The organism is Pseudomonas sp. GXM4 (genome assembly GCF_008923895.1).
GTDB classification, from domain to species: Bacteria; Pseudomonadota; Gammaproteobacteria; order Pseudomonadales; family Pseudomonadaceae; genus Aquipseudomonas; species Aquipseudomonas atacamensis.
Map to the genome: position 1 here is coordinate 14,174 of NZ_WBRZ01000029.1, position 21,076 is coordinate 35,249.

18 protein-coding genes are annotated in these 21,076 nt (G+C 61.7%); 9 read left to right on the forward strand and 9 right to left on the reverse strand.

Features of this window, described 5'->3' with window-relative positions; translation table 11 throughout:
* The first annotated feature begins 216 nt into the window (after positions 1–216).
* Entirely contained in the window at positions 217–966 is a 750-nt protein-coding gene (locus F8N49_RS06805; protein WP_151551046.1) for a response regulator, read from the forward strand.
* Positions 966–2,015 carry an ATP-binding protein gene (locus F8N49_RS06810; protein ID WP_151551043.1) on the forward strand — a complete coding sequence of 350 codons (1,050 nt, stop codon included), beginning with the start codon at positions 966–968 and terminating at the stop codon, positions 2,013–2,015. The genes F8N49_RS06805 and F8N49_RS06810 overlap by 1 nt, the downstream gene beginning before the upstream one ends.
* Positions 2,016–2,817: 802 nt before the next feature.
* Here F8N49_RS06810 and F8N49_RS06815 read toward each other — a convergent pair.
* The 4 genes from F8N49_RS06815 to F8N49_RS06830 form a co-directional block, all read right to left on the reverse strand.
* Entirely contained in the window at positions 2,818–3,858 is a 1,041-nt protein-coding gene (locus F8N49_RS06815; protein WP_110646673.1) for an AI-2E family transporter, read from the reverse strand.
* Between the two features lie 69 nt (positions 3,859–3,927).
* On the reverse strand, positions 3,928–4,734 hold the full coding sequence (locus F8N49_RS06820) for a DUF4892 domain-containing protein (RefSeq protein ID WP_151551047.1): 807 nt from the start codon (positions 4,732–4,734) through the stop codon (positions 3,928–3,930).
* A gap of 115 nt (positions 4,735–4,849) precedes the next feature.
* On the reverse strand, positions 4,850–5,704 hold the full coding sequence (locus F8N49_RS06825; protein ID WP_151551044.1) for an alpha/beta hydrolase: 855 nt from the start codon (positions 5,702–5,704) through the stop codon (positions 4,850–4,852).
* A complete protein-coding gene (locus F8N49_RS06830) occupies positions 5,701–6,507 on the reverse strand; it encodes an alpha/beta fold hydrolase (protein ID WP_071173247.1) in 807 nt (268 codons plus the stop codon). Before F8N49_RS06830 ends, F8N49_RS06825 begins: the two co-directional genes overlap by 4 nt.
* A gap of 216 nt (positions 6,508–6,723) precedes the next feature.
* On the opposite strand from F8N49_RS06830, the gene F8N49_RS28230 reads away from it, so the two are divergent.
* Positions 6,724–7,206 carry a hypothetical protein gene (locus F8N49_RS28230; RefSeq protein WP_256675407.1) on the forward strand — a complete coding sequence of 161 codons (483 nt, stop codon included), beginning with the start codon at positions 6,724–6,726 and terminating at the stop codon, positions 7,204–7,206.
* A complete protein-coding gene (locus F8N49_RS06835; RefSeq protein WP_256675408.1) occupies positions 7,115–9,703 on the forward strand; it encodes an RHS repeat domain-containing protein in 2,589 nt (862 codons plus the stop codon). Before F8N49_RS28230 ends, F8N49_RS06835 begins: the two co-directional genes overlap by 92 nt.
* A gap of 31 nt (positions 9,704–9,734) precedes the next feature.
* Here the strand turns inward: F8N49_RS06835 and F8N49_RS06840 are convergent, their stop codons facing one another.
* The 5 genes from F8N49_RS06840 to F8N49_RS06860 form a co-directional block, all read right to left on the reverse strand.
* Positions 9,735–10,178: a hotdog fold thioesterase gene (locus F8N49_RS06840; RefSeq protein WP_016773655.1), complete on the reverse strand. Its 444-nt coding sequence runs from the start codon at positions 10,176–10,178 to the stop codon at positions 9,735–9,737.
* 31 nt (positions 10,179–10,209) lie between these two features.
* A complete protein-coding gene (locus tag F8N49_RS06845; protein WP_151551045.1) occupies positions 10,210–11,865 on the reverse strand; it encodes an AMP-binding protein in 1,656 nt (551 codons plus the stop codon).
* Positions 11,866–12,047: 182 nt separating this feature from the next.
* Entirely contained in the window at positions 12,048–12,500 is a 453-nt protein-coding gene (gene sixA / locus F8N49_RS06850; RefSeq protein ID WP_071173250.1) for a phosphohistidine phosphatase SixA, read from the reverse strand.
* The gene (locus F8N49_RS06855) at positions 12,497–12,844 is read right to left on the reverse strand and encodes a DUF4389 domain-containing protein (protein WP_016773653.1); all 348 of its coding nucleotides are present in this window, start codon (positions 12,842–12,844) and stop codon (positions 12,497–12,499) included. Before F8N49_RS06855 ends, sixA begins: the two co-directional genes overlap by 4 nt.
* A gap of 30 nt (positions 12,845–12,874) precedes the next feature.
* Positions 12,875–13,900, reverse strand: coding sequence for an NAD(P)H-dependent glycerol-3-phosphate dehydrogenase (locus F8N49_RS06860; protein ID WP_024013958.1), 1,026 nt, complete (start codon positions 13,898–13,900; stop codon positions 12,875–12,877).
* A 197-nt stretch (positions 13,901–14,097) separates the two neighbouring features.
* On the opposite strand from F8N49_RS06860, the gene F8N49_RS06865 reads away from it, so the two are divergent.
* The 5 genes from F8N49_RS06865 to fabB all read left to right on the forward strand — a co-directional run bounded on the left by F8N49_RS06865 (position 14,098) and on the right by fabB (position 21,051).
* Positions 14,098–16,221: a TonB-dependent siderophore receptor gene (locus F8N49_RS06865; RefSeq protein ID WP_122700226.1), complete on the forward strand. Its 2,124-nt coding sequence runs from the start codon at positions 14,098–14,100 to the stop codon at positions 16,219–16,221.
* Position 16,222: 1 nt separating this feature from the next.
* Entirely contained in the window at positions 16,223–17,155 is a 933-nt protein-coding gene (locus F8N49_RS06870) for an ABC transporter substrate-binding protein (protein WP_110646679.1), read from the forward strand.
* Entirely contained in the window at positions 17,152–19,056 is a 1,905-nt protein-coding gene (locus F8N49_RS06875; RefSeq protein ID WP_110646680.1) for an ATP-binding protein, read from the forward strand. The genes F8N49_RS06870 and F8N49_RS06875 overlap by 4 nt, the downstream gene beginning before the upstream one ends.
* A gap of 247 nt (positions 19,057–19,303) precedes the next feature.
* Positions 19,304–19,819, forward strand: a complete 516-nt coding sequence (fabA, locus tag F8N49_RS06880; RefSeq protein ID WP_024013962.1) for a 3-hydroxyacyl-[acyl-carrier-protein] dehydratase FabA — start codon at positions 19,304–19,306, stop codon at positions 19,817–19,819.
* Positions 19,820–19,830: 11 nt separating this feature from the next.
* Positions 19,831–21,051, forward strand: a complete 1,221-nt coding sequence (gene fabB, locus F8N49_RS06885; RefSeq protein WP_016773647.1) for a beta-ketoacyl-ACP synthase I — start codon at positions 19,831–19,833, stop codon at positions 21,049–21,051.
* The last annotated feature ends 25 nt before the right edge of the window (positions 21,052–21,076 follow it).

The following is a 21,076-nucleotide window of genomic DNA, read 5'->3' on the forward strand; positions in this document are numbered from 1 at the left end:
CCGGCGGCAGCGCGGCACCCGATGATCGGTAAATCGTCGCGCTGGCGGTTATCAGCTTAGCCCGCACGGCTATTGTGTCGACTCCGATACACAGCCGACACGCCGGCAACATGCATTCGGGTTAGCCTCGCCCGGCGCTACACGTCCTTACAACAGCACTTCCCGCCTCCCGGCCGGACGCCTATGCTGAAACCACCCCTGGCAGTGAACAGCCCCATGCACAACACCCCGACAACCGTGACGGATGAAAGCAAAGACGACAAGCGCTGGAGCATCCGCGCGCTGATCGTCGATGATGACGTGCCGATCCGCGAGCTGATGATCGATTACCTCGCCCGTTTCAACATTCACGCCAGCGGCGTCACCGACGGCGCGGCGATGCGCCAGGCACTGCAGGGCGAACATTTCGACGTCATCGTCCTCGACCTGATGCTGCCCGGCGAAGACGGTCTGTCGCTGTGCCGCTGGCTGCGCGCCGAATCGGACATTCCGATCCTGATGCTCACCGCCCGCTGCGAACCCACCGACCGCATTATCGGCCTGGAACTGGGCGCCGACGATTACATGGCCAAACCGTTCGAACCACGCGAACTGGTCGCCCGCATCCAGACCATCCTGCGCCGCGTGCGCGACGACCGCAGCGAACAGCGCACGAACATTCGCTTCGACAACTGGCGCCTCAACAGCGTCCTGCGCCAAGTGGTCGCCGACAATGGCCTGGTAGTGCCGTTGTCCAACGCCGAATTCCGCCTGCTCTGGGTCTTCATCGAACGCCCGCGCCGCGTGCTCAGCCGCGAACAACTGCTCGACGCCGCTCGCGGTCGCTCGATCGAGGCTTTCGACCGCAGCATCGACCTGCTGGTCTCGCGCCTGCGGCAAAAACTCGGCGACGACCCGAAAGCCCCGCAACTGATCAAGACCGTGCGCGGCGAGGGTTACCTGTTCGACGCGCGGGACATCGGTTGATGAAGGCGCGCTTCGACACCCTGTTCGGTCGCCTGTTCGGGGTGCTGTTCGTGGCGATTGTCCTGGCGCACCTGCTGGCCTTCGCCTGGTTCAGACTCTACGGCCCTCCTCCGCCCCCACCACCGCCCGAGTTCTCAGCGAACATCGACGGCCAACCGCCGCTGCACAACACCGCTTACCCACCGAGGCAAACACGCCCCTGGTTCGGTGGCCCGGTGGTGCCGCTGACCTTTCAGTTCATCACCCTGATGATTGCCGCCTGGTACGGCGCCAAGCTGCTCAGCCGGCCGATCCAGCGCCTGAGCGACGCCGCCGAGCGCCTGAGCGAAGACCTCGACAGCGACCCCCTCGACGAATCCGGCCCGCGCGAGGCCCGGCAAGCGGCGCACACCTTCAACCTCATGCAACGACGCATCCGCGAACAGGTCCAGCAACGCGCGCGCATGCTCGGCGCCGTCTCCCACGACCTGCGCACGCCACTGTCACGGCTGAAACTGCGCCTGGAAAACATCAGCGACGACAAGCTGCAAAGCCAGATGCGCCAGGACCTGGACGACATGATCGGCATGCTCGACGCCACCCTCACCTATCTGCACGAACAACGCACCAGCGAAGCCTTGCAGTTGCTGGACGTGCAGGCGCTGGTCGAATCGCTGTGCGAAAACGCCCAGGACCAGGGCGCCGATGTACAGGTCAGCGGCCACTGCGCGCCTTTGCCAGTACAACCGATGGCGCTGCGCTCGTGCATCAACAACCTGCTGGACAACGCCCTGCGTTACGCAGGACAGGCAAGGATTGAACTGCTGGAACAGCGTGAGGAATTGCTGATGCGGGTGATTGATCACGGGCCGGGTATTGCTGAAGACCAGCGGGAAGCCGTGTTTGAACCGTTCTACCGACTGGAAGGCTCGCGTAACCGCAACTCCGGCGGCGTGGGGCTGGGCATGACCATCGCCCGCGAAGCCGCGCAGCGGCTGGGTGGGGGGTTGGATCTGGAAGAAACACCGGGTGGCGGGCTGACCGCCGTTGTCCGGTTGCCACGGGGCTGAGGCTCAGCCGACTTGAAGTGTGAGCGAGCCTGCTCGCGAAAGCGTCTGATGATTCAATGCATCTGTTGAATGTATCGGCCTCTTCGCGAGCAGGCTCGCTCCCACAATGAAACTGAGTGTATTCGGTAGATATTGGTTGGATGTGAGGGCGCTATCGCTGGCAAGCCAGCTCCCACAGGGATCGAGTGGTTTCAGAGAGATATGGGTAGCTGCCAGGCCGCCTTCGCGAGCAGGCTCGCTCCCACAATGAAACTGAGTGTATTCGACAGATATTGGTTGGATGTGAGGGCGCTATCGCTGGCAAGCCAGCTCCCACAGGGATCGAGTGGTTTCAGAGAGATATGGGTGGCTGCCAGGCCGCCTTCGCGAGCAGGCTCGCTCCCACAAAATCAAAATCAAAAGCAAAGCAGCGTAGCTGCCCGCGGCGAAGCCGCCCCACTCAACAATGAGCGCAAGCTCGAGTACCGCTTTTGATCTTGATCCACGGGCGACGTCGGAAGGCTGAGCGGAGGGATTGATCCGGGCGTGGGAGCGCAGCGACCGTACGACGCAGTCGTACACAGCGAGTGTAGGTGCAGCGAAGCAAACCGGAGCCGCTGCGCCCGGATCGATCCCGCAGCGAAGGAACCCGAGCCTGCGAGGGCCGAACGCAGGAGCTAGCGTTTTTTGCTTACTTTTTTAGGCGCTTGTAAAAAAGTAAGTCGCCGTCAGGCGAAACCGCCAGCCGCCGCAGCGAAACATTCGGATATTCACACCAAACAAACCCAAGCATGGTCGGCCCAAAGGCCGCCAAGCCCCCCCGCTAGACCCGAGCCTGACTCTTACTCCAATCCGTCAACAAACTATAAGCCACCGCCAACAAAGTAGGCCCAATAAACAACCCGATAAAGCCAAAGGCAATCAACCCGCCAAACACCCCGAGCAACACAATCACCAACGGCAGATTACCGCCACGGCTGATCAGATACGGCTTGAGCACATTGTCCACGCCACTGATGATGAACGTCCCCCAGATCCCGAGAAAGATCGCCATCCCGTACTCCCCCTTCCACACCAGCCAAGCCGTAGCCGGCACCCACACCAGCGGTGGCCCCATCGGAATCAGACTCAGCATAAACGTGACGATCCCCAGCACCAGCGCCCCAGGAACCCCGGCAATCAAAAAGCCGATCAACGCCAGCACCGCCTGCGCCGCCGCCGTACCAATCACACCGTTGACCACGCGCTGCACCGTGCCCGCCACCAATTCGATGTAATAACCGGCACGATCGCCAATCAAGCGCTGCAACAGACTGTGCACAAACGCCGCCAGTCGTGGCCCGTCACGGTAGAAAAAGAACACGAACACCAGGCTCAGCGTCAGCTCGAGAATCCCGCCGCCGATCTGCGCGCTGCGCGCCAGCAGCCAGTTACCGACCTGGCCCAGATACGGCTTGATCGAGACCATCAACGCCGCGCCCTGCTGATCGATGCTGTCCCACATCGCCACCAGTCGCTCACCAACCAATGGCACGCTGCCAAGCCAAGTGGGCGCTTCCGGCAAACCGTCGACCTGCACATCCTTGATCAATGCCGTGGCATCGCGCACATGATCGGCAAGGTTGAAACCCAGCCACACCAGCGGCGCCGCCACCAGCAACATCCAGCCCAGTGTCAGGATCAACGCGGCCAGCGATTCGCGGCCATTGAGCGCACGGGTCAGCAAACGCATCAGCGGCCAACTGGCGAACGCCAGCACCGCGCCCCAGAACAGCGCCGACCAGAACGGCGCCATCACCCACAGGCTGGCACCAAACAACACCAGCAGCAGAATCTGCACCAGCAGGCGATCGTTATTGAGCATGGAAAGTCCCGGCAAAGTCAGTCAGCGAAAGAGTAGGCGAACACTGCGTGCGTGTTCGCCCGGCACAGCTTATCGCAACAGGTCGATGCGCAGGCCAGAGCCTTCGAGATTGCCGGTTTCCATCCGGGCCGCCCGCACACCCTGAGTGATCAACGCCTGGCGCCAGGCTTCGGCCTTGGGCCCGGAAACCGTGACCCGCAAGGTCGTGTCGAGATTCAGGCCACGGGAAATCAGGCGCAGCCAAGTGGCATCCGGCTCATCAGCGAGTTTCGGGAAATCCAGCTCGCCGGTGCTTTTCAACTGGCGCAGCAGGGTTGCCGAGGTCGGCAGCAGTTCGCCCAACGGCACAGTCGCCTCGAACTGTTCGACATGCAGATAGGCTTTGCGATTGCCGCGAGTGATGCTGTAGAGCGCCACCAGCGTGTTGTCCTTTGGCGCCGCCAGCCTGAGCAACAGATAAGCCTGTTGCTCGTCAGAGCCATACAGCTTGGCGTTGCCGAACACTTCGTTGGCCCACAGGCTGCTTTCGCCGCAATCGCGGGCCTGGCACCAGAACAGCAACTCGGCGTCCTGCTGTTGCAGGGATTCGCGGGCGGCGGTGAAGGCTTCGGTGGCGGAATGTTCCGGCGGCAACTCGTAAGTCACCGAGGTGGTCTGGCCACGGGCGGTGACCTGACCGTCGAAGCGCAACTGGCCGCTGATCTTGCGGATCGAGCCCAGCGGGTAGATGCGCTCCAGCTCGGCCGCAGGGCGATAGTCGACGATCTGTGCATCGCCCAGACGCGGCACGATTTGCAGATCCTGGCTGCCCGGCACATCGGCAGCGAAGGACAAGGAGCTGAAGCAGCACAGCGCGAAAAGACTGAGTGGCCGCATAGTCAGGCTCACCGGACGGTCATGGCTGGGCGGGTCGGGGTCGCAGCGGTATAGAAATCCATCAAGTTTGTCTCCTGTTTCAACCCGCCCAGCCTCGGCAGTTGCCGGTAGCAAGTCAAGGCATGGCGAAAAAGCGATTGAAACAGTCTGCTACAAGACCTGCGCCAGCCTCGTCATTCAGGTGCAGATGATGCCCGCCCGGCAACTGTTCGTGACTGAAGGGTAGACGCTGCAGCAACTCAGGATGCCTGGCCAGCATGCCATCCGCCGCGACTACCAGATGCGCCGGGCAACTGACGCGCGGGGCAAACGCCATTGCCTGTTCTTCCGTCAGGCGCAGCGGCGATGGCAGGGTCAGGCGATTGTCGGTGCGCCAGGTGTAACCGCCGGGGACCGGCATCAAACCGCGCTGGGCCAACAGTTCGGCGGCCTCGCGACTGACTGCCACCAAGCCTTTCATCCGCGCCTCGATGGCACGCTCAAGGGTGGTATAGACCGGTTTGCGCTTTTCGCGCAGATCAAGTTGCGCCTGTAGGGCCATGCCCATGCGCTCGGCGGCGTTTTCGCCTTTGTCTGTCGGAGGAATCACGCCATCGATGAGCGCCAGATGGCTGATGCGTTCAGGCAGCGAACCGGCCAGCACCATCGAGACAATCGCGCCCATCGAATGCCCGAGCAGGCCGAAACGCTTCCAGCCCAACTGCTCGGCGACTTGCAGCACATCATGGGCGTAGTCCCACAGGGCATAACCGGCGCCGCTTGGCCGATGAGCGGAATGACCGTGGCCGGCCATGTCCAGCGCGACGATACGCAAACCGTGGAGCTTCGGCGCCAGCCGGGCGAAGCTGTTGGCGTTGTCGAGCCAGCCGTGCAACGCGATCACCGGCAGGCCGTCCTCGGGGCCGAACATATGCGCGGCCAATTCGATGTGCGGCAGGTTCAGGCGCACGTCTTCGCAGGTCGCGCTCATGCGCAATCCTTGTTCTGTCGCTGCTGCCAGCGCATGAACAGATTCTTGAGCAGCCGCGCCGTATCTTGCGGGCGCTCCAGCGGGAACATGTGCCCGCCAGGCATGCTCAGCGCCTCGCCCTGGGGCAGACGCGAGACGAAACGGCTGTGATGGCGCATGACCACCCGGCTCTTGTGCCCGCGCACCATGGCCAGCGGTACCTGCAACTGCCGGGTGCGCCCGGGGCTGGTGTGCGGCACGCCGCGATAAATGCTGATTTCGGTAGCCGGGTCAAAACGCAGGCGCAGCTTGTCGTCGACCTGATGCAAACCATGTTGCAGGTAGGCATCGAAGCATTCCGGGTCGAAGCCGCGAAACAGGGTTTTGCCGGAAAAGTAACTGCGCGCGCTGTCGAGATCGGCGAATTCTTCACGCCGCCCGAGGGTGCGCCCGGCGGGTGTCAGCCGGTCGATGAAACCAAAGCGCTTGGCCGCGCGAATCACCCACTGATCAGTGCGGGTCAGTACTGGCGAGTCGAGCATGACCACGCCGCGATACAGCTCGGGACAACGCAACGCCGCATGCAGGTGCAGCAGACCGCCAAAGGAATGGCCGACGCCCCACACCGGCTGCTCTTGCTGCTCCAGGTGATGGATCAGTTCGTCGACGAGGTTGTACCAGTTGTCGTCTGCCGGAAAACGCGGGTCATGGGCGTGCTGCTCCAGATGCGCGACCCGATACTCCGGCGCCAGCGCCGCGAACAACTTGCCATAGGTCCCCGAGGGGAAACCGTTGGCGTGGGCGAAAAAGATCGGTTGCGACATGCGGGCAAATCCATGGGCGGGAAACGTGGCGTTGATTGTCCGCAAGACCCGCGTCGACAGCAATGACCGTAACGGTCACGAATAGTGGCGATGACGTTTTATCCATACAGACGTTGAACCGGTCGTCGCAATCTACGCTCACCTGTAATTTCTGACAGTTGACCGCTGGCCGCTCTTGTCCGATAAACGAATCAGGTCCAGCACTCGGGATGCGTCATGCACACTCATACGCCGACACTCGCCGTGATGGATTCACGAGGACTGAACGTTGCCACGGTGTCCTATTGTCGTGAAGCGCCCGGTGGGCCGATCGACCCGCGCATTTATCGCCAACGCTACAATGCTTCAGGTCAATTGACTGAAGCCTGCGATCCACGCCTGGGTGCGCTGCATCAGCGCGAACCCGACGCCCGCCCCAACCTGACCGTGATTTCCAGCCTCACAGGGGTATCCCTCTCCAGCGACAGCGTCGATGGCGCGCTTCGCCTGACATTGCCGGGCGCAGCAGGACAACGCCTCATCGCCTGGGACGGGCTGATGACGCAGACGTTGACCGACTATGATTTGCTGCTGCGCCCGGTCAGTATCGTCGATACACGTACAGGGCATGAGCGCCAGAAAAAGTGGCTTTTTCAGTTACGGCGGCAGCTCGTCATCGTGCGCAGCGCACAACCAATGCGGCCGAATTGTTCGCCATGACGATAGTGCCGGCAGCGAATTTTTTCCTGAATATTCCCTCACGGGTGAACAGCTCAGGTGTGTACGGCATTTCCTCAGCGACCTCGACGAGCCAGACTGGCCGCAAGCCGTGGCAGAGAGAGACCTGCTGCATGAATGCGAGAGCGGTGCCGCAACCCATATCAGCTACAACGCGTTGAACGAAACGATCAGCCAGCAAGACGTTATGGGCAATCAGAAACAGCTCCATCTGGATGTCGGCGGGCAACTGAACCAGATCAGTCTCAAAGTCGCGCAGGATTCGCAGCCCAGACTGTTATTGCACGATATCCAGTACAACGCGGGCAATCAGGTTTTGCGTCAGGCAGCCGCTAACGGCGTTATCAGCCAGAATCTCTACGATCCACAGAGCGGCCGACTCCTGAAGATCATTGCCGAAAAGGACGGGCGCCCCGCCCTGCAACATCTGGTCTATTGCTACGATCCGGTCGGCAACATCCTCAGTGTCGAGGACATGGCGCAGCCCACGCGGTTTTTTCGCAACCAGACCATCAATCCTGTTTCCTCGTTTATCTATGACAGCCTCTACCAATTGATTGGTGCCACGGGTTGGCAACGAAGCAGCACGGTCAATGGGCCCCAGGAGCCGGTCTTCAGCTCTCCACCAGATTCGGCGCAGCTCGAAAACTACCGCCAGGCCTACACCTATGATGCAGCCGGCAACCTCATCGCCCTGGTTCACAGCGCCGCAAGCAAGAGCTGGACGCAGCGCACGGCGATTTCCAGATACAGCAATCGTGGCCTGGAACAGACTGTCAGCGGCACGCTGCCCGACGAGCTGGAGATTTCCGCCGGGTTCGATAGCAACGGCAACCGGAAAATGCTCCAGCCCGGCCAGCCTTTGCGCTGGAGTGCTGGCGGACGATTGCTTCAGGTCGATCAGGTCATGCGCAAGGACGCTACAAACGACTGCGAACGCTATGTGTATGACGGTGCGGGCCAGCGCCAGCGCAAAATACGCCTCATCCAATCGCCAGCACTCGCGCAATCGCATGAAACGCGCTATCTGCCAGGGCTGGAAGTACGCCATCGGGCCGATGAAACCTTGCACGTCATTTCCGTACAGGCCGGACGTTGTGCTGTTGAAATCCTGCACTGGGACAAGAAAGACAAGGTTGCCGATCAATATCGCTACCAGTTCAGCAACCATCTTGGCTCGAACATGCTGGTCCTCGACGATCAGGGCAACACCATCTGCGAGGAGAACTATTTCCCCTATGGCGGCACCTCGTGGTGGGCAGGCCCGGATCAGGTACAGGCCCGCTACAAGACCCGTCGGTACGCAGGCCAGGAGCTCGATGCCACCGGCCTTTACTACTATGGCCAACGCTTCTATGCGCCTTGGTTGATGCGCTGGATCAGCCCGGATCCGGTGGGTATCACCGATGGTATGAATCAGTACTTGATGGTGCGCGGCAATCCCGTCAGGTTTGTCGACCGCCAGGGACTGACTGGATGGGACACCACCAAGGCAGCGGGCGCGACAGCCACGCGCGAGTTTGTTAGCGCAGCTTTTGCCGCCGCAGCGCAAGCGGCCTTCGTCGGTGTCCTGCCTCCGGCCAACGTTGCGGTGGGCATTGGAGGCGCGTTGGCGGGCGCCGTAACGGGTGGCATAAGTGGCTATGCCGGTGCCAACTGGGCGCAAAGTTCCATGCACATCAGTTCCCCGGCCGATTGGGGACCTCTGGCTGCAAAAATCGGTGGTGCCGTAATAGGTGCAGCCTTGGGCGCCGCGCCTTCACTGCTCGGCATGCTCGATCCACGCGGCAATCCCGCAGCGGCGGGCCAGATCGGCAGCGCCTTCGGTACGCTGTTTCGTGAGATATCGGCGCAGTATCTCGCCAATGCCGGTCCGAGCAACCCGGCTGTGGGCCGTGTCGATCCGCTCACGGGAGCGGCCAGCGTGGTTGGGGCAGGATTGGCAGCAGGCGCCACCGGATTCGGTGGCTCAGTGCTGTTTGGCAACGACGCAACCGGTAATGTGTTGCAGTCGGTTTTTTCCGTCTCGGCAGTCACGGCTGCCAGTGCTGCCGCTGCCTCAGCGGTAAGAGGGGCGCGGGGAACACCAGCCAGGCCTTCGAGCGACAGTGAACCGAGCTTCAATCAGGAGAACGCGGTGGTCGGCTACAGCAGCCGTCACTTCTTTTTATCTCTGGGGCAGATCGCCAATCTGGCCGTGTCACAGATCCCTGGCTACGACGCGCTGGACGTACATACCCGAACGGCGGTTAGCCGTGCGGTCGTGAGCGCAGTCGGGGACATACGCTCGACCTTCGTCACGATCGCCAAGCCCGGCCTGAGCGCAGAGCTGGGCACAACCTTCTGGGACCTTGAAAAAAACGAGGTCGGCGCCGGCATCGTTCGCGAAAGCCCACCGACCGATGTCGACCAATACTACGTCGTTAGCGAGACCAGTCCGGGCCAGCGAAGATACTCCCGAGCACAACTCAACTTTTAAGTGAGGTGATGCCACCGTCCGACCGCTACCATCAGCGCAGCGGCGGCTGTTCCCCCAGCGGCACCACCGCCATGGTCAGGCGCGATACGCAACTGGCCTTGCCCTCGTCGCTGGTCAAACGGATGTCCCAGACATGCGTGGTGCGCCCGATATGAATCGGCGTGGCCACCGCCGTCACCCGCCCACTGCGCAAACCGCGCAAATGGTTGGCGTTGATCTCCAGGCCGACGCAATAGAATTTACTGGCATCGATGCACAGATAACTGGCCATCGAACCCACGGTTTCCGCCAGCACCACCGATGCGCCGCCATGCAGCAGGCCGTAAGGCTGGTGGGTGCGATGGTCGATGACCATGCTCGCGGTCAGCGACTGTTCGTCGAAGGCTTCGAAGCGAATATCCAGCACTTCGCCAATGGTGTTCTTCTGGATCGCATTCAGCTGTTCGATGTCGGGAGTAGTACGCCACAAGCTCATCGCAGACTTCCTTTGTTGTTGTAATCGATGCTCAATCCTGCCACAGCACCGCCTCGCTGCGCGCGCTCCATTCTTCGAAGCGTGCGCCGTAGCGGTCTTCGATGACGTTGCGTTTGATTTTCAGGGTCGGCGTGAGGAAGCCGTTATCCACCGCCCAGTTGTCCTTGACCACCACCAGCCGGTGCAGGCGTTCGTGCTTGTCGAGGGCGGCGTTGACCTCCTCCAGCAATTTTTCCAGGCTGGCGTGCAGGCTGGCACGAGGCTCTTGCTGATTGACCGTCGACAGCACGCACAACCCCAGCGGTGCACTCAGGCCATCGCCGACCACGCACACCTGTTCGATGCGTGAATGCACGGCCAGACGGTTTTCGATCGGCGCCGGTGCGACGTATTTGCCCTTGCTGGTCTTGAAGATTTCCTTGAGTCGCCCGGTCAGGCGCAGGCGCCCTTCGCTGTCCTGCTCACCCTTGTCGCCGGTGCGCAGAAAGCCGTCGGCAGTCAGCGTCTCGGCAGTTTTCTGCGGTTCCTTGAAATAGCCGAGCATGTTGGCCTGGCTGCGCACCTGCACCTCGCCGGACTCATCGATGCGCACCTCGACTTCCGGGCACGGCTGACCAATCCAACCCTGCTTGTACTGCCCCGGCAGGCAGATATGCGAATAACCGCAGCCCTCGGTCATGCCGTACACCTCCAGCACATCGAGGCCAAGTTTCTGATACCAGGCGAGCAAGGTCTGCGGTACCGGCGCGGCGCCGGACAACGCCACGCGCAAGGCATCCAGGCCGAGCCCGGCCAGCACTTTGTGCCCGACCCGCTTGCCGATGAAGGGCAACCCGAGGAGGAAGTCCAGACGCTGCGCCGGGATCTTGCTGTATACGCCCATCTGGAATTTGGTCCAGATACGCGGCACGCCAAACATTGCCGTCGGCCGCGCGCGCTGCAGATCGGTGATGAAGGTGTCGAGGCTTTCGGCAAAGAACACTGTCTGCCCGGTATAGATCGACGCCAGTTCGACAAACATGCGCTCGGCGACGTGGCACAGCGGTAGATACGACAGCAGCCGATCGTTCTCGTTGAGCCCGAACAGCTGCGTGCCGCGACTGGTGGCGAAACCAAGATTGGCGAAACTGTGCATCACGCCTTTGGGCAGGCCGGTGGTGCCGGAGGTATAGATGATCGTCGCCAATTGTCCGGCGGCGGGGCGTGGATCGTCCTGGATTGGCGAACAGCTCTGCAGGTCCGCCCAGCTGTAATCGAACTCGCCTGGCGGATGCAGCGGCAGGCTGATGGTCGGCAAACCCGTCGGCACGCCTTGCGCCATGCCTGCCCAGTCATCGAGCTTGCCGATGAACGCCAGCGCACTTTCCGAGTGAGTCAGCACTTGCGCAACGGATTCAGCGGTGAGATTGGGGTACAGCGGCACCGACACATGCCCGGCCATCCAGATCGCCAGATCGGCGATGATCCAGTGCGCGCAGTTTTTCGAGATCAGGGCGATGTGGCTGCCGGGCGGCAGCTCCCGCGCGCGCAACCAGTGCGCCGCACAACGGGCCTGATGGCCGACATCGGCCCACGTCAGCGTCTCTACCTGACCACCGCCGATGGGCTGCACCAGAAAGCGCTGGCGCGGGTGCCGGGCTTCCCGTTCGTAGAACACGTCCAGCGGCAAACGGAAGGCGGCAGACATGCGACTCGCTCCTGTTTTTTTTGGTCTGGAGCAAGCGTAGTCAACCAAGCAAGTGCTTGGTTGAATTTTTTACCAAAAGAAACAAGATCAAAAGATCGCAGCCTTCGGCAGCTCCTACAGAGGAATGCATTCCAATGCAGGAGCTGCCGAAGGCTCGGGCCGCGATCGGACGATCTTTGCTTTTAAGGGTGCTTGAGGCTGTTGAGCTTCATCGAGCCAATCAGCAGCTCGCTGTGCTCAAGCTCCGCCAGCCCCGCTGTACTGACCTTCTCCGACGGATGCCCGGCGCCGTGTTGCAGATAGCTGAGCAGATTGCCCACCAACGGGTTGTGGCTGACCAGCAGCACATTGCTCACCGACACCAATTGCTCGGCCACCTTGTCCGGATCGCTCTCCGGCGTCAGCCACTCGACCGTACGGATCTCTGGCTCGAACCCCAATGCCTCGCGGACAATCTGCGCGGTCTGCTGCGCGCGCAGATAAGGGCTGGCGTAAATTGCCGTCAGCGGCTGGCCCATCAGATGCGCGGCGCTGCGCAGGACTTCTTTACGACCATGCTCGGTCAACTCGCGCTCGGAATCGATTTTCGAGCCGTGAGGCACCGCCTCACCATGACGCAATACCCACAGTTTCATAGTTTGGGCTCCTCATCGCGCACCGGATGCGCGGCCGGGGCAACGGTGTGCGGCGCTTCACCTTCCGGGGTGCGCGGCGCTGGCCAGTCGGCGAACGGCCAGGGCTTCTGGTCACTGTGGAACGTGCCGAAGCGGCCGATCTGCGCGAGGAACTGGCTGAGGCTGTCGCCGAAATTCATCAGGCTGGCGCTCGGTGCGCCGTAGATCAGGCGGTAGATCAGTTGCACCAAGACCACCGCGCCGAGGATGAACTGCGCGACTTGCCAGACCAGCAGATAAACGATCATCCACAACACCCGCAGGAGGATGGATTCGTACTGGGTTTCGCTTTTCGGATCGTTCATGGCTTGCTTCCTGTCCGTGTAACAGCTGAATCAGTTGAAACCGCTGGTGGAAATAAAGTCGACGTCGGTTTTCGGCTCGGCACGCATCAGTAGACCGATCACCTGCTCCAGCGTGCGTCCTTCGAACAGGATCGCATGCAGCCCGGCGACCAGCGGCATGTACACGCCGACTTCCTGGGACTTGGCCTTGAGCACTTTGAGGGTGTTGACCCCTTCGGCGACCTCGCCGAGACGCGACACCGCTTCGTCAAGGCTCAAGCCCTGACCGAGGGCGAAGCCGACCTGGTAGTTGCGGCTTTTGGGCGATGAACAGGTGACGATCAGATCGCCAACCCCGGCCAGACCAAGGAAGGTCATCGGGTTGGCGCCCTGATTCACGGCGAAGCGGGTCATCTCGGCCAAGGCGCGAGTGATCAGCATGCTCTTGGTGTTCTCGCCCATCTCCAGCGCCACCGCCATGCCGGCGATGATCGCGTAAACGTTTTTCAACGCCCCGCCCAGCTCGACACCGAAACGGTCGGCGCTGGCGTAGACGCGGAAGGTGCGCCCGTGCAGGGCGGCTTGCACCGCTTTGCACAGTTCTTCGTCTTCACTGGCGACCACCGTGGCGGTCAGTGCGTGCTCAGCGATTTCCCGCGCCAGGTTCGGCCCGGACAACACGCCGATGCGCGCCTGCGGGGCGATCTCTTCGAGAATCTGGCTCATCAGCTTGAAGGTCTGCGCTTCGATGCCTTTGGTCAGGCTGACCAGCATCTTGCCGCTCAAGCGCTCGGCATGGGCAGCGAGTACCGTGCGCAAGGCGCTGGATGGCAGCGCGACAAAGCACAGATCGCAGGCATCGAGAGTGGCTTGCAGGTCGGTGACAGCAGTCACGCCCGGGAGAATCTTGATGCCTTTGAGGTAACGCGGGTTTTCGCGATTGACCCGGATGGCCTCGGCCTGCTCGGGGTCACGCATCCACTGAAGGACTTGATGGCCGTTCTCGGCCAGCAGATTGGCCACGGCGGTACCAAAACTTCCGCCTCCCAGGACCGCAATCGGGCGCTGTTCAGTCATATGCAATCCGTTAATCCATACCAGTGGCGATGCCGGGCATTATACGGGGCGACCCGATGGCGGCCAGCCCCAGCAACAATTACCGACATTTGTAGGAAGAAGACCAATAAAACCTAGGAAAATGCCTGCAACGTCACTGGAAAAGTCGCCGCCCTCGGTTAACATGCGCGCCAATTCTTCTCTCTGCAGGCTGTGTCGTGTTTTCTGGCCCTCCTCCCCCGCGCTCGCCGCTGCTCCTGGCGCTGCTGTTCAGCCCGCTAGTGCTGGCGGACGATCTGTTCGTCGACAGCCAGACGCTGCCGCAGGTGCTTACCGCCACGCGGCTGAAGCAGACGCCAGCGGAAGTGCCCGGGAGCATGACCGTTCTCGATAGCGAACTGATCAGCGCCAGCGGTGCCCGCGACATCAGCGAATTGCTGCGGCTGGTACCCGGGATGATGGTCGGCAGCATCAACGGCAATCAGCCGGCGGTGAATTACCACGGCACCAACGCCAGCGAAGCACGGCGCATGCAAGTGTTGATCGATGGCCGCTCGGTGTACCGCGCCGGCCTGGCGACGGTGGACTGGAGCGATATCCCGGTAGCGATGGAAGACATCGACCGGATCGAGGTATTTCGCGGCCCGAACACGGTCAGCTACGGCGCCAACGCGCTGATGGCGGTGATCAACATCATCACCCGCCACCCGGCCGACAGCCATGGCACGCGTTTGAAGATCACGCGCGGCCAGCGTGGCATCAACGACTTTTATGCCAGTCAGGGCACCGGTTGGGATGGCGGTGATCTGCGCCTGTCGCTGTCCGGCCAGGAAGACGACGGTTTCGACAGCGACCGCAACGGCGCCGATTATCGCGACAGTCGACGCTTGAATCGTCTGAGCCTGGCGGTCAGCCACGACCTCAATGAAGGGCAAAGCCTCGACTGGCAGCTCAACGCCAAGGACGGTAGCAATCAGCGGCCTTATACCTACCGCCCGGTGTTCTCGGGGATTACCGACGCCGGGAACAATTCCGACGTGGTGGCCAAGGATTACGCCGGTTCGGTGCGCTGGAACCTCGATATTAATCCCGAACACAGCCTTTATGTGCAAGGTTCGGCGCAGCACTGGGATCGCCAGCAAGTCTGGCGCGCCTGCGATGCCGAGGTGTCGTTCAGCCCCGAGCTGGCGCAGCTGTGGCAGCTCAACCCGAATTACACCGAACGGCTGGCGCGCAACATCAACCAGTTCACCGGCCCCGGCGCGGCGCCCGGCACGCCGCAGGAAATGGCGCTGGCCAATCAGGTGCTCGAGCAATGGCGCAACGGCGCCAGCCAGACCTTGTGCGGCGATATCGACCAGAGCGCCCGCGAATCGCGCTACGACCTCGAGCTGCAGGACACCCTCAGCCTGTCCGACAGCCTGCGCCTGGTCAGCGGCCTGAATTACCGCTACGACCGCGCCGATTCCGAAACCTACTTCAACGGCACCCTCGACGACACCACCTGGCGCGCCTTCGGCCAACTGGAATGGCGCGCTACCGAGCACTGGCTGGTGCAGGGCGGAGCGATGTTCGAAGACACGCAACTGATCGGCAGTTCGCTGACCCCGCGCTTCGCGGTCAACTACCTGATCAACCCGCGTCATGGCCTGCGCGCGGTGTACTCGGAGGCGATCCGTTCGCCGGACATGTTCGAGAACAACGTCAACTGGAGCTATCAGGTCAGCAACCTGCGACCCTCGGCCTACGGCCAGTCGTCGGCGCGCTATTTCGTCAAGACACGCGGCCCCGGTGATCTCGATCAGGAACACATGCGCTCGCGGGAATTGGGCTACAACGGCTACTTCGCCGAACTCGGACTGGCCGTGGACGTGAAGCTGTTCTACGACGAAATCACCGGGATGATCAGCGAGCCGCTGCGCAACAACCAGTACATCGCCAGCAACGCCAACAGCTCGCGCTTTCGTGGCACCGAAACGCAACTCGACTGGCGCCTCAGCAGCGCCGACCGCTTGCGTTTGACCTACGCCTTCGTCGACGCCGAGGCGAGCAATCCGCTGGACCAACAGTTCACCTCGCGCAACAGCGGTTCCGCCGGTTGGCTGCGCAATTGGGGCCATGGCTGGAACAGCGCCCTCTTCTATTACGGCGACAACGCGCTCAACGGCTATCGCTTCGAGCGCGTCGACACGCGCATCGCCAAACGCATCGCCATTGGCAAAGCTCAGCTGCAATTGGCCGGCGTGCTGCAACAGCGCCTCGACCATCAGCCGAACACTTTCGTCGACAATAATTACGATGAACGCCGGGTGATGTATTTCAGTGCCGAGCTGGAGTTCTAGGATGTGCACCGGCCCGTCACGGAAGACGCCCACCCTGGGCCACTGGCTGGCCGGGCTCTGCCTGTTCATGACCGCGTGGCTGCACGGCGTCGCGGTGCAAGCGGCGGATATTCTGTTGACCGGCGCCGAGGAAAGCCCCGGCGTGCAGGCCTTCGTACAAGCGCTGAGTGAACTGCGCCCGACCGACAATGTGCGGTTCCAGCCGCTGGCCAGCCTGCCGGCTCCGGGCAAACTGCCGGCCAGTCTGCGCTTGATCCTCCTAGACCTGCCCAGCCTCGACTGGCGTCTGCAAGACTCACAAGGCCCGTCGACGCTGGTGTTGCGCATCAGCCGCTTGCAGGCGCGCCAGCGTTTTGCCGATGCCCAACCGGCGCGCCTGAGTCTGCTCTGGAGCGACCCGCCGCTGAGCCGGCAACTGCAACTGATCCGCCGGATCTTGCCGCAGGCGCGGCGGGTCGGTGTGCTGTTCGATGAACACGGCGAATTCCTCATTGGCGAATTGCGCGCGGCTGCGCGGCCGCTGAATCTGGAGATTGTCAGCCAGCGCTGGGACAACATCCACGACAGTCGTCCGCTGCAAGCGGTGCTGAAAAGCAGCGACGTCTTGCTCGGCCTCGATGACCCCGATCTGTACAACTCGCAAACGGCGAAAAACCTCCTGCTCAGCAGCTACTCGCGACAGGTTGCGCTGATCGGCCCCAACATTGCATTCGTTCGCGCTGGCAGCCTCGCCAGTACCTACAGCGACCAGAGCGACTGGCTGGCGGTCCTCGACCATTTGCTCGATCAGCCCACCAGCGCATGGCCGCGAACGCTTTACCCCGCTCGTTTCAAAGTCTCAAGTAATGCGCAGGTGGCTCGTTCTTTAGGCATCGAACCGCTGAATGAAGCATCTGTCGCCAGTGCCTTGGCCGAAGGAGAGCGCCGCCCATGAGTTTTCGTCGCCGTTGGGACATCAACACCCGCACGCAGCTGATCAGCCTCGGGCCGGCGCTGCTGCTGACGTTGCTGTTGATCAGCTTCTTTACCTTCGTGCGCATCCAGGATTTGCGCCAGGAGCTGAACCACACCGGCCAGTTGATCGCCAACCAACTCGCCCCGGCCACGGAATACGGGGTGATCTCCGGCAACAACGAAGTGCTGGAAAGCCTGCTCAAGGCGACACTCGCCACGCCCAACGTGCGCTTTCTCGAAGTGCAGGACAGCGCCAACCGGATTCTGGTGTATGTCGAACAACCGGCCGACAGCCACAGTCGCCCGCATCAGGTCGAAGTGTTCCAGGCGCCGGTGCGTTTGCAGCGGATCGCCTTGCACAACGACTTCTTCCAGGACGGCAAAGTCAGCAACAGCGCCGCCGGCGAGGATTATCTGGGGCGAGTGATCGTCGGCCTGTCCAACGATGCTTTCAGTCAGCGCCAGCAGGAGATCCTGTTCAAGGCCGGGATTCTCGCGCTGTTCGCCCTGCTCTTCACCTTCGTCGTCGCCCGTCGTCTGGCCGGCAGTCTGTCGCAGCCGATCCGTGACATTGGCGATGCGGTCAAGGCGATTCAGGAAGGCGATTACAAAACCCCGCTGCCGATTGTCGACGACACCGAACTGGGCGCACTGTCGCAGCACATCAACAACCTCGCCCAAGCGCTGGAGCAGGCCAGTCGCGAACAGCAGCAAGCGATGGCGCAACTGATCCAGACCCGCGAGGAGGCGGAAAAAGCCAACAACGCCAAATCGGATTTTCTGGCGATGATGAGCCATGAACTACGCACGCCCATGAACGGTGTGCTGGGCATGTTGCAATTGCTCGAAACCACCGAGATGACCGAGGAGCAGGTCGAATACGCCGCGCTTGCTTCGGAGTCGACCGAACATCTGCTCAAGGTCATCAATGACATTCTCGACTTCTCGCGAATCGAGCGTTCGGAGCTGGAGCTGGAGCACATCCCGTTCAATCTCGCCGAGCTGATCGGCGCCTGCGCGCAATCGTTCCAGCACAGCGCGGTGCAGCGAGGCCTGGCACTGAATCTGCGCATTCCCGACGACATGCGCGGCTTGCAGGTGCAGGGCGATCCGACGCGGATCCGGCAGATTCTGGTCAACCTGGTTGGCAATGCCTTGAAGTTCACCGAGCAGGGCCGGGTCAGCATCGAGGCGCAATGGCAGTCGCTGGACCATGAACTGCTGTGGTTCACCTGCTCGGTGCGTGACAGCGGCATCGGCATTTCTTCGGAAAGTCTGGAGCTGATGTTCAATGCCTTCCAGCAGGCCGACAGTTCGATCTCCCGTCGTTACGGTGGCACCGGTCTTGGTCTGCCGATCGCACGGACCCTGGCCGAACGCATGGGCGGTACGTTGCGCGCGCAGAGTGAGGAAGGACGCGGTTCGGTATTCACTCTGGAAATTCCATTGGCGCTATATAAGCAGGCAATGCCAGCGCTGGCCGCGCCGCGAGCGCCGAACGGTAGTGGTCAGGGTGAAGGACGCCATGTGTTGCTGGTCGAAGACAACCCGGTCAACCAGACCGTGATCGAAGCGATGCTGCGCAGCCTCGGCTTTGCCGTCAGCGTGGCGACCGATGGCGCGCAAGCGGTGCGCAGTGCCGAGGGTGGCGAGTTCGAAGTGATTCTGATGGACTGCCGGCTGCCAATCATCGACGGCTACGAGGCCACGCGACAGATCCGCGACCTGCCCGGACGCCGCGATGTGCCGATCATCGCGCTGACCGCCAACGCCTTGCAGGGCGATCGCGAAACCTGTCTGGCAGCGGGGATGAACGATTACCTGGCCAAGCCGTTCAAACGCAATGACCTGCAGCAGATTTTGCAGCGCTGGGTGTCGTAGTGTGGGCCTTTCGACCATCTGCGACTGGCGTGAAAAGCGAAAGTGCGGCAGTCTTAGGCACCCGAACGAGCCCCAAAAGGGGCTTGATTAAAAATTTCAGTGCACAAGTGTACATTCATGTCCTTGGTGCTGTGACTTTCACCACAACGCAATAGTCTATGAGTAGGCTGCCGGTTCGAGGCATGAACGCCTTGAACGGTCGGGAAGATCTGCCCCACCTGCCGCATGGGATTATTGAGGAGCTCGCATGACCAAACAAAACGCCTTTACTCGGGAAGACCTGCTGCGCTGCAGTCGCGGTGAGCTGTTCGGCCCAGGTAACGCGCAACTGCCCGCCCCGAACATGCTGATGGTGGATCGCATCACCCATATCAGCGAAGAAGGCGGCAAGTACGGCAAAGGTGAATTGGTCGCCGAGCTGGATATCAACCCTGACCTGTGGTTCTTCGCCTGCCATTTCGAAGGCGATCCGGTGATGCCGGGCTGCCTGGGTCTGGATGCCATGTGGCAACTGGTCGGTTTCTTCCTGGGCTGGCAAGGCCTGCCGGGCCGCGGCCGTGCGCTGGGTTCGGGCGAGGTGAAATTCTTCGGTCAGGTGCTGCCGACCGCGAAGAAAGTCACTTACAACATTCATATCAAACGCGTCCTCAAGGGCAAGCTGAACATGGCCATCGCCGATGGTTCGGTCAGTGTCGACGGACGCGAAATCTACACCGCCGAAGGCCTGCGCGTCGGCGTGTTCACCTCCACTGACAACTTCTAAGGGTTATTCGCATGCGCCGCGTCGTTATCACTGGTCTGGGCATCGTTTCGTGCCTGGGCAATGACAAAGAGACCGTCTCCGCTAACCTGCGTGCAAGCCGCCCTGGCATCCGGTTCAACCCGGAATATGCTGAAATGGGTCTGCGTAGCCAGGTTTCCGGCTCCATCGACCTCAACCTTGAAGAGCTGATCGATCGCAAGATCTATCGCTTCGTCGGCCATGCAGCGGCTTACGCCTACCTGGCCATGAAAGACGCCATCACTGACTCCGGCCTGACCGAAGAGCAAGTGTCCAACCCGCGTACCGGCCTGATCGCCGGTTCCGGCGGTGCTTCCACGCTGAACCAGATGGAAGCGCTGGACATCCTCCGTGAGAAAGGCGTGAAGCGCGTCGGCCCGTACCGCGTCACGCGGACCATGAGCAGCACCGTTTCCGCTTGCCTGGCCACGCCGTTCAAGATCAAGGGCCTGAACTACTCCATCGCTTCTGCCTGCGCCACCAGTGCTCACTGCATCGGTACCGCCATGGAACAGATCCAGATGGGCAAGCAGGACATCGTCTTCGCCGGTGGCGGTGAAGAAGAGCACTGGAGCCAGTCGTTCCTGTTCGACGCGATGGGCGCTCTGTCCAGCAAGCGCAACGACACCCCGGAACAAGCTTCCCGCGCGTACGACAAGGACCGCGACGGTTTCGTCATCGCTGGCGGCGGCGGCATGGTTGTCGTCGAAGAGCTGGAACACGCTCTGGCCCGTGGCGCGAAGATCTACGCCGAGATCGTTGGCTACGGCGCAACGTCCGATGGCTACGACATGGTCGCCCCGAGCGGCGAAGGCGCGATCCGCTGCATGCAGCAGGCGCTGTCCACCGTCGACACCCCGATCGACTACCTGAACACCCACGGCACTTCGACTCCGGTCGGCGACGTCGCGGAAATGAAAGGTGTGCGTGAAGTGTTCGGCGACAAGGCTCCAGCGATCAGCTCGACCAAGAGCCTGTCCGGTCACTCCCTGGGCGCCGCCGGCGTGCACGAAGCGATCTACTGCATGCTGATGATGGAAGGCAACTTCATTGCCGGCTCCGCCAACATCGACGAGCTCGACCCGGAAGTGGCCGATCTGCCGGTGCTGACCAAGACCCGCGAGAACGCCACCATCAACACCGTGATGAGCAACAGCTTCGGCTTTGGCGGCACCAACGCCACGCTGGTGCTGAAGCGCTGGGAAGGCAAGTAATCCCCCACCGCTGAGCCGCACATGA